Here is an 8,782-nt window from a genome sequence, read left to right on the forward strand (position 1 = left end):
GGGCTACTGCTGGATGGTAACCTTGCTCAGGCTGAACAGCGTGCCCGTCGGCGTCGGCACGAAGCCGGCGATGTTCTTCTGCTGGGCCGTGTAGCTGTAGGACGTGTAGAGCCAGATCCAGGGCGACACCTCGGCGAGGTGCTTCTCGAACGCGGCGAAGATCGCCTTGCGTTTGGCCGGGTCGGTTTCGGCGCGGCCCTGCTGCATCTGGCTGTCCAGCGTATCGTCGATGTAGTTCGCCACCTTCTGCAGATTGCCTGCCTTGGTCCAGTAGCGGTTATACATGGTGTAGGGGTCGGCGCGGCCGCCATTGAGCGCGATCGCCATGTCGAAATCGCCCTTCAGCCAGGCATCGACATAGACGTTGAGCTCCATCATCTTGATGTCGAGCTTGACGCCGATTTCGGCGAGCTGCGACTGGATGACCTGTGCTTCCGCCGCCGCCGTCGGCGGCTCGCCGGTGGCGCCGATCACGGTCGCCGAAAAGCCATCGGCAAAACCGGCCTCGGCCATCAGCTTCTTGGCCTTTTCCACGTCGCGCTTGTAGCAGAACAGCTGGCTCGGATCGGTCGCCAGCGCCGGGATGGTCAGCGGTCCGGTGACCTTGCCTTCGCCGAGCGAGGCGGTGTCCAGCACCTCCTGCCGGTCGATGGCGCAGGAGATCGCCTGACGCACCTTGAGCTCGGTCATCGGCTTGCGCGAAGGGTTGAGCTGCAGCACGTGGTAGGCGAGAACCGGCACGCGGTTCAGCTGCAGGCTGGCTTCCTTCGGCACCAGCGTGGCGACCAGCGGGTCGTTGAGCAGCGCGAAATCGATCTGCTTGGTGCGCATGGCGGCAAGGATCGCGGCCTCGTCAGGCAGCACGCTGATCTCGATGCCGTCGACGCCGGTCGCGCCACCGGCCCAACCCTTGTTGGCGCTCAGCACTTCCTTGGCGTTGGGATCCCATTTGTCGAGCTTGAACGGGCCGGAGCCGAGCGCCTTGGTGCCGATCGAGCCGGCCTTGATTTCGCTGGCCGGGACGATCGCCGCGTTGACGTCGCTCATCGCCGTCAGGATCGGCACGTCGGGTTGTGACAGATGAAACACGACGGTCGCCGCATCGGGCGTGTCGATGCCGGCGATCGACAGGAAGTTGGCGCGGGCCGCCGCTCCTGTCTTCTCGTCGAGGATGCGCTCGAACGAGGCCTTGACATCGGCTGAGGTGACGGCCGCGCCATCCTGGAATTTCGCCTTGGGGTCGAGCTTGAAGGTCAGTTCCTTGCCGTCCTTGGAGAACTCCCAGGACGTGGCGATGGCTGGAATGATCCGCAGGCTGGCATCGACCCGCACCAGCGGCTCATAGATCAGTTCCAAAAGCCGCAGCGACGAGAATGCCGTCTGCTTGTGCGGATCAAGCCCGGTGGCGTCTTGCGACCAGGCCATGTGCAACGTCGCCGCCTGCGTCGGAACCGTCGCGATGCCGAGCATCGCTGCCAGGGTGATACCCGACAGCAGCGTTCTTGTGAGATGCCCTATCATTTTCGTCTCCCATTATGATTTGACTTGATGCCTTGCAGTTTCCGCGAGCCGCTTCCAAGACACACACGCTTTGGAGTATCGGCCCAGTCTATGCGGCTTCGCGCCGTCTTGTCTCAAGCGGTGTCACACCGCGCTCTCGCTGATCGCCCTTCGCAGGAAACCTCCGGCCTTCGCGAGGGCGGCCTGAGCCGCCTCGACATCCATGCCGGTGATCGTCACCAGGATCGCCAGTTTCACATCGTTACCTGTCTGATGAAGTGCCTGTTTGGCCCGCTGTGCCGTACAGCCCGTCGTCTGCATGACCATCCTGGTTGCCCTCGCCACCAGCTTCTTGTTGGACGGGTTGAGGTCGACCATCAGGTTCTGAAAACTCTTGCCGATGCGGATCATCGAGGCCGTGGTCAGCATGTTGAGCACCAGTTTCTGCGCGGTCCCGGACTTCAGCCGGGTCGAGCCGGTGAGGACTTCGGGGCCAACGACCGGCGAAATGGCGATGTCGGCGATGCCGGCAATGGTCGACGCCGGATTGCACGACAGGGCGACCGTCGTTGCGCCCACTTGCTTCGCATAGGTCAATCCACCGATGACATAGGGCGTGCGCCCGCTGACCGCGATGCCGACGACCACATCGTTGGCCGTGAGGCCAATATCTTGCAGCGCCCGCGCCCCCATCCTCGGATCGTCCTCCGCGCCTTCCGTCGACCGAACCAACGCGTCGGGTCCGCCGGCGATCAAGCCGATCACCATATCTTCAGACACGCCGAAAGTGGGCGGGCATTCCGAAGCATCGAGAACGCCGAGCCGGCCGCTAGTGCCGGCGCCGATATAGATCAGCCGCGCGCCTTTCTGGAAGGCGAGCACGATGCGGTCGACCGCTGCGGCAATTTCCGGCAGCACCTTTTCAACAGCCGCGGGGACAAGCCTGTCCTCGTCATTGATCTTGCGCAGGACATCGATGGTCGGCAGCAGGTCTATGTCGACGGTGCGCGGGTTGCGGCCTTCGGAAACCAGCCGGTCCAACTCAGACATCAATCCTTGTTCCGTCATTTCAGTGCTTTCAAAAAGTCCTGTCGCACGACCGGCGGCGAGCACGGCTCCAACCGGCGCCAGCACTCACGGACGATCCAGCCGGCCTGATCTGCTCTCCCTCGTTAACTTTTTAGAATTTGATATTCACACCGTCAACAAATATCTGGAATATTTTATTCCTTTTCAGTGAAGCTTACCGTACGCGGTGCGATCGTTTGGCAAGGATGATCGCACCTGATACGGCGTCACCGTCGGCGGGTTTCAGCCGGCGCCGGACATCGGGCGCAAGCCAGGGTTCGAGCGGGCTGGCGAGGCCACCCAGCAGGGTTATACGCGGCGCGCCTTTCTCGAACAGCACCCGCACCAGCGTGTCGATCTGCTCGGCGGCACTTTGCACGATGCGCCGGCCGGCCGGATCGCCCTGGTCGGCGTGGCGCATCACCATGGGCGCCAGGGCTGCGTAATCCGTGGCGCTGGCGCGGTCCATCCAGGCGACCGCTTCCGTCGGGTCGCCGTCGAAGCGCTGCATCACCTCCGCCAGCAGCGCCGTCCGCTCGTGCCGGCCGTCATGGGCGCGCAACGCCAGCTGCACGGCCTTCAGCCCAAGATCGGCGCCGCTGCCTTCGTCGGAGATCGGAAAGCCGTAACCACCGACACGCAGGTCGCGCCCCTCGACAAAGCCGAGCCCGATCGAGCCAGTCCCGGCAATGACGATGGCGCCGTCCTGGCCGGAATGCGCACCCAGACAAGCGCCGACCCCGTCGCTGACGAAGTCGATGCTGGCAAAGGGATGCGCGATCGCCCGCAACGCCCCCAGCGCGCCTTTGCGGCCGATGCCGGCAAGGCCGATGCCGGCGCGAATCCCTGCGGTCTCGGCCGGCCCGAAACCCGTCTCCTCGAGTGCCGCGCCAAAGGCCTTGGCAATGGAGGCCCATGCCGCTTCGATGCCGAGCCGCGTTGTCGCCGGGCCGGACAGGCCTTGTCCCAGCACGTTGCCTTCCGCATCCTCGATACGGGCCCGGCAACCGGTGCCGCCACCGTCGACGCCGAGAAAACAGTCCGGGCCGCTCATGGGCTCAGCCGCTCGATGTCGGCGCCGCAAAGGCGCAGCTTGCGGTCCAGCTGCTCATAGCCGCGGTCGAGATGATAGACGCGGTTGATGATCGTCTCGCCTTCGCTGACCAACGCCGCCAGCACCAACGACACCGAGGCGCGCAGGTCGGTGGCCATCACCTGCGCGCCATGCAGTTTCTCGCCGCCGCGAACCAAAGCCATCGTGCCTTGCAGCTTGATGTTGGCGCCGAGCCGCATCAGTTCGGGCACATGCATGAAGCGGTTCTCGAAGATGGTCTCGCGCAGCAGGGAGGCCCCGTCGGCGCAACACATCAGCGCCATGAACTGCGCCTGCAGGTCAGTCGGAAAACCCGGATAGGGCTCCGTCGTAAGGTCGGCGGCCTTGAGTGGCCGGTCGCGCGACACGATGAGTCCACGGTCGCCCGGCCAGACGCTGACGCCGGTGGCCTCCAGCAATTGCACCACCGAGGCCATGTGTTCGAGCCGGGCTTGGGTGAGCTCAAGCTGGCCGCCGGTGATCGCCGCGGCAATCGCATAAGTGCCGGCCTCGATACGGTCCGGTATGATGTCGTGCCGGGCCGCGTGCCAGCTGGTGCCGCCGGCGATCAGGATGCGGTGCGTGCCGGCGCCCTCGATGCGCGCGCCCATCGCGTTGAGGCAAGCGGCGAGATCAGCCACTTCCGGTTCGCGTGCCGCGTTGAGGATCTCGGTTTCGCCCCTGGCTATGGTCGCCGCCATCATGGCGGTTTCGGTTGCCCCGACCGATGGCGAGCTGAGCACGATGCGCGTGCCGAGAAGCCCGTTCGGCGTGGAGGCGACGATCAGGCCGTTCTCGATGGCGATCCTGGCGCCCAGTGCCGCAAGCGCGGCGACATGCATGTCGACCGGCCGCGCGCCGATCGCGCAGCCGCCGGGCAGCGAAACCCGCGCATGACCGAAACGGGCCAGAAGCGGCGCCAGCACCAGCACCGTCGCGCGCATTTTCCGCACCGTGTCATAAGACGTTTCCTTCGAAACGGCGGCACTCGTATCGATCGTCGCGGCGTGGGCCGACCGTGTCACGTCCGCACCGTGAAGCCGCACCACGCCGAGCATGTTTTCGACATCGGTCACATCGGGCAGGTTGGTCAGTTCGAGCGGGTAGGGGCTGAGCAGGGCAGCCGCGATCTGCGGCAGGGCCGCGTTCTTGGCGCCGGATATGGTGACCGCGCCTTCCAGTCTTCGTCCGCCGACGATCCGCAATCTGTCCATGGCTGAACCCTTGTATGTCGAAGCCGGGCGGCGGGTCCGGTCTCTCCGGAAGGTCCATCCGATTCCGAACCTGGCCGGTCCGGTTCGAGAATTAATTCCGCATTCTTGGCTGTCAATCGAATTTGGAATATTTTATTCCTCTCCGCACCGAAACGCTCCAGAGGGTTCATGTCCGTTCTCAAGACGATCAATGCGAAGCTCGACGGCATGGCGCCAGGTGATCGTGAGATCGGCCAGTACATCGTCGACAATCCCGACCAGATGCTGCGCCTGTCGACGGCCGCCCTTGCGGCCGAGATCGGCCGCAGCCAGTCGAGTGTCGTCAAGTTCAGCCAGAAGCTCGGCTATGCCAGCTACCAGGAGCTCAAGCTCGCCGTCAGCGAGGCCAAGGCGCAGGACTGGCAGGTGCCGGCCGGTGTTATTCACGGTTCGATCGAGGTCGGCGACACCTATCCGGTCATCCTGAAGAAGCTGATCGGCAGCAAGCTGCTGTCGATGCAGCAAACCGTCGCCGCCAACAGCGAGCGCATCATTTCCCGCACGCTGGAACTGCTCGATGGCGCGCGCCGCATCCATCTGGTCGGCGTCGGCGCCTCCTCGCTGGTGGCGCGTGACTTCTCCTACAAGCTGATGAAGCTCGGCCGCAATGTGCTGCACGACAGCGACAGCCACATCCAGATGGCCAATGCCGCGACGCTCGGACCTGGCGACGTGCTGTTCGCGCTCTCCTATTCCGGCGCCAGCATCGAGACCTTGCGCATCGCCGAGCTTGCCCACAAGCGCGGCACGATGGTGATCGCCGTTACCGGCCTGCACGACAATCCGCTGAGCCGTGTCGCCGACATCCGCCTCTACACCATCGCCGACGAGGAGCGAGCGCGCTCCTCCTCCATCACCGCGCGCGACGCGCAGCTGACGCTGACCGACCTGTTGTTCATCCTCTTGGTGAAGAAGCAGCCCGACGCCAACGACTATGTTCACAACAGCGAGGCGGCGGTCTCGGTGCTGAAGGCCGAATGATCCCGGGAGTTCGAGGCGCTCAGCCTTGGCGCGCCGCGCCCCTGGCAAGCAGGTAGACAAGATACGGGCCGCCGAGCATTGAAGCGAACAGACCGGCAGGCAGTTCGTAGGGAAAGGCCGCCATGCGCGACAGCCAGTCCGAGACGATCATCAGCAGGGCGCCCAGAAGCATCGCGCCGGCGAGGTGAAGCCGTGCGCGCGAAAAGCCGACGAGCCGGACAAGATGCGGCTCGATCAGGCCGACGAAGCTCCAATGCCGATGGTTAGTTGCGCTAGACGCTTTCGAGATAGGTCTCGATCTCGAAGTCGCTGACATTGAGGGCAAAGGTGTTCAATTCCTGGCGTTTGCAGGCGACGAAGGAGTCGCGCAGGATCGACGGGAAGATTTCCGCCACATGGGTCCCGCTTTCGAAGGTGGCGATCGCGGAGGCCCAGTCCGGCGGCAGCTTGGCTGGTGTCACGCCTTGTCCGTCGTTCCCTGTCGGCTCGCCCGGCGACATCTGTCTTTCGATGCCGATCAGCGCCGCGCCCAATATGGCGGCAAGCACCAGATAGGGATTGGCGTCCGCTCCCGACACGCGATGCTCGATGCGGCGCGCCCCGGTCGGGCCGCCGGGAATGCGGATCGCGACCATGCGGTTTTCGTAGCCCCAGGCGACCGCGGTCGGCGCATAGGAGCGCGGGCGGAGCCTGCGGTAGGAATTGAAATGCGGCGCGAACACCAAGGTGCTCTCGGCCATCGCGGCCAGCAGGCCGCCGACCGCGTGGCGCATGGTTTCCGAGCCCTGATCCGTGCCGTCGTCGAACACGTTGCGGCCTTCAGCGTCGACGAGGCTGAAATGGACGTGAAAGCCATTGCCGGCACGGTCGCCATAGGGCTTCGCCATGAAGCAGGCGGCAAAGCCGTGCTTGCGGGCAATGCCCTTCACCGTGCGCTTGAACAGCACGGCGTCATCGGCCGCCCGCAAAGCGTCGGCGACATGGTTGAGGTTGATCTCGAACTGGCCGACGCCGTTTTCGGCAATCGCCGTGTCGACGGGAATGCCTTGCTCCCGGCAGGCCTCGTAGACGTCGTGGATGAAGGCTTCGAAGTCGTCGATCTCGTCGATCGACAATGCCGCATCGGAATCGAGACGCCGTCCTGTGACCGGCGAGACAGGTCCGACCGGCCGCTGCGACTGCGGATCGACCAGATAGAATTCAAGTTCGGTCGCCGCGACCGGGGTCAGGCCAAGCGCCTTGTAGCGGTCGAGGATACGGGCCAGCGCTCGTCGGGGATCGCCGAGATAGGGCGCGCCGCTCTCATCGGCAAGCCAGAGCGGAACGAGCGCCGTCGGATGCGCGGTCCAGTCCACCGGCAGGATGCCGCGTCCCGTCCATTGGCAAAGGCCATCGGCATCGCCGGTCGAGAAAACCAGCGTGTTGCCTTCGATGTCCTCGCCCCAGATGTCGAGCCCGATCAGCGAGTAGGGCATGCGCAGCTTGCCTTCGAGCGCCTTGCGGGCCTGCTCGACCGGGATGCGTTTTCCCCGCATGACGCCGTTGAGGTCGCACACCGCCGCCCTCAGGCTCTGGATGTCGTTTCTGCTTTCAAGCCAGCTCAGAACGTCCGCAATTGCATCGCTCAATTTTAAAACCTCTGGTTTTCGAAGGCGCCCAAGCCGTGCCGGCTGCGCTATCCCTGGTAAAGATGCTTGTGAGTTTTCGGAAAAATATCCGGCCGCCGCCGGGAATTTTTCCTTATTTTTTCAAGTCACTAGCTGGGATGTCGGGAGGCATTTCAAAACCAATTGCGCGATCTGCGATCGCAACATAGAGACAAGAGGGTGGAAAGCCAAGGGGCATTCGGTGTGCCGGGTTCGCCGCCGAGCCGGCATGATCGGCCTCTGGGTTCGAAAGGCTGTTGCCGGAATCCTAGGTTCTGGCGTCCGGAAATCTGGCCTGCCGCAGGATGTGTGCCGCACCCTCGTCGATGTCGCGCACGATGGCCGCGCGGGCGCGCGCCGCGTCCCGGGCCTCGATCGCCGTGACGATTTCCTCGTGATAGTCGATGTCGAGGATCAAGGAGAGATCGTCCTCGAACCCCATGGCGAGATTCCTGAGGAAGGGGCCGACCTGCATCCACACGGTCTCGACCAGGAAGATCAGCTGATCGTTGCCGCAATGACGATAGATCGAGAATTTGAAGGCGTAGTTCTTCCTGAGATAGTCGCCGATATCGCCCTTGCGCGCAGCCAGGGTCAATTCCGTGCAATGGCGGCGGATCGTCCTCAGATTGTTGCCGTTGACAAGCTTTGTCGCGAGCTCCGTCGCCGAGCCTTCGAGGATTGTGCGCACGGCGGTCAACTGCGAGAACCGGTCGGCGGAGATCACCGGTACCTCGACGCTGCCGTTCGGCATCGGGCTCAGCGCCCGCAGCGCCTGCAGCCGCATGAAGGCGCTGCGCACCGGCATGTCGCTGGTGCCGAGTTCCTTGGCGAGCTTGCGCGAGGTCAGCTTCTGTCCTGGCGTGAACTGACCGGACATCAGGGCCCGCACAAGCTCCAGATAGACCTTCTCATGCAGGGGCACGGTGTCGACCGCGCTCAACCCGAATTGTGTTCTGTCGGCCATTGGCGGGGCACTACTTCATTCGTTCTGAAATCTACCCCTGATAACCGCGGACAATCCCGTCTGGGCGGAGCACGGCGGGACTCCGGCGAGCAATTTGTCACCGTATGATAGACGCTTCGATCGCGGCGCCGCAAGCTGTGTCGGCAAAGCAGCCGGGGCGAGTAGCGCTTCCGCTCTCCGGTACGAATGCCGTCCTTTAGAGCGTTTCCTAATTTGGGGGAATCGTAGGATTCCCAAAGTCGGATGTTTGTGATTCAAGATGCTGGCTGGATAG

Annotated in this window: 8 protein-coding genes; 1 reads left to right on the plus strand and 7 read right to left on the minus strand. The window is 63.8% G+C overall.

Translation table 11 applies throughout. The annotated features are described in order from the left end of the window. Positions 1-3: 3 nt before the first annotated feature. The 4 genes from AC07SZ_RS33390 to murA all read right to left on the minus strand — a co-directional run bounded on the left by AC07SZ_RS33390 (position 4) and on the right by murA (position 4,875). Positions 4-1,521 carry an ABC transporter substrate-binding protein gene (locus tag AC07SZ_RS33390; protein ID WP_172374255.1) on the minus strand — a complete coding sequence of 506 codons (1,518 nt, stop codon included), beginning with the start codon at positions 1,519-1,521 and terminating at the stop codon, positions 4-6. 123 nt (positions 1,522-1,644) lie between these two features. Then, positions 1,645-2,568 (minus strand): N-acetylmuramic acid 6-phosphate etherase, encoded by a 924-nt coding sequence (murQ, locus tag AC07SZ_RS33395; RefSeq protein WP_056564462.1) that lies wholly within the window; start codon positions 2,566-2,568, stop codon positions 1,645-1,647. 175 nt (positions 2,569-2,743) lie between these two features. Then, entirely contained in the window at positions 2,744-3,622 is an 879-nt protein-coding gene (locus AC07SZ_RS33400; RefSeq protein WP_494917624.1) for a glucosamine kinase nucleotide-binding domain-containing protein, read from the minus strand. Continuing rightward, positions 3,619-4,875, minus strand: a complete 1,257-nt coding sequence (gene murA, locus AC07SZ_RS33405; protein WP_056564457.1) for a UDP-N-acetylglucosamine 1-carboxyvinyltransferase — start codon at positions 4,873-4,875, stop codon at positions 3,619-3,621. Before murA ends, AC07SZ_RS33400 begins: the two co-directional genes overlap by 4 nt. A gap of 168 nt (positions 4,876-5,043) precedes the next feature. Here murA and AC07SZ_RS33410 point away from each other — a divergent pair, with 168 nt between their 5' ends. Further along, positions 5,044-5,895, plus strand: coding sequence for a MurR/RpiR family transcriptional regulator (locus tag AC07SZ_RS33410; RefSeq protein WP_494917625.1), 852 nt, complete (start codon positions 5,044-5,046; stop codon positions 5,893-5,895). Between the two features lie 19 nt (positions 5,896-5,914). Here the strand turns inward: AC07SZ_RS33410 and AC07SZ_RS33415 are convergent, their stop codons facing one another. The 3 genes from AC07SZ_RS33415 to AC07SZ_RS33425 form a co-directional block, all read right to left on the minus strand. Beyond that, entirely contained in the window at positions 5,915-6,211 is a 297-nt protein-coding gene (locus AC07SZ_RS33415) for an iron chelate uptake ABC transporter family permease subunit (RefSeq protein ID WP_494917626.1), read from the minus strand. Beyond that, positions 6,168-7,523 carry a glutamine synthetase family protein gene (locus tag AC07SZ_RS33420; RefSeq protein WP_494917627.1) on the minus strand — a complete coding sequence of 452 codons (1,356 nt, stop codon included), beginning with the start codon at positions 7,521-7,523 and terminating at the stop codon, positions 6,168-6,170. The genes AC07SZ_RS33415 and AC07SZ_RS33420 overlap by 44 nt, the downstream gene beginning before the upstream one ends. 286 nt (positions 7,524-7,809) lie before the next feature. Beyond that, positions 7,810-8,508, minus strand: coding sequence for a GntR family transcriptional regulator (locus AC07SZ_RS33425; RefSeq protein ID WP_494917628.1), 699 nt, complete (start codon positions 8,506-8,508; stop codon positions 7,810-7,812). Positions 8,509-8,782: the final 274 nt, after the last annotated feature.

This window comes from Mesorhizobium sp. GW821-FHT07A06, assembly GCF_059419085.1.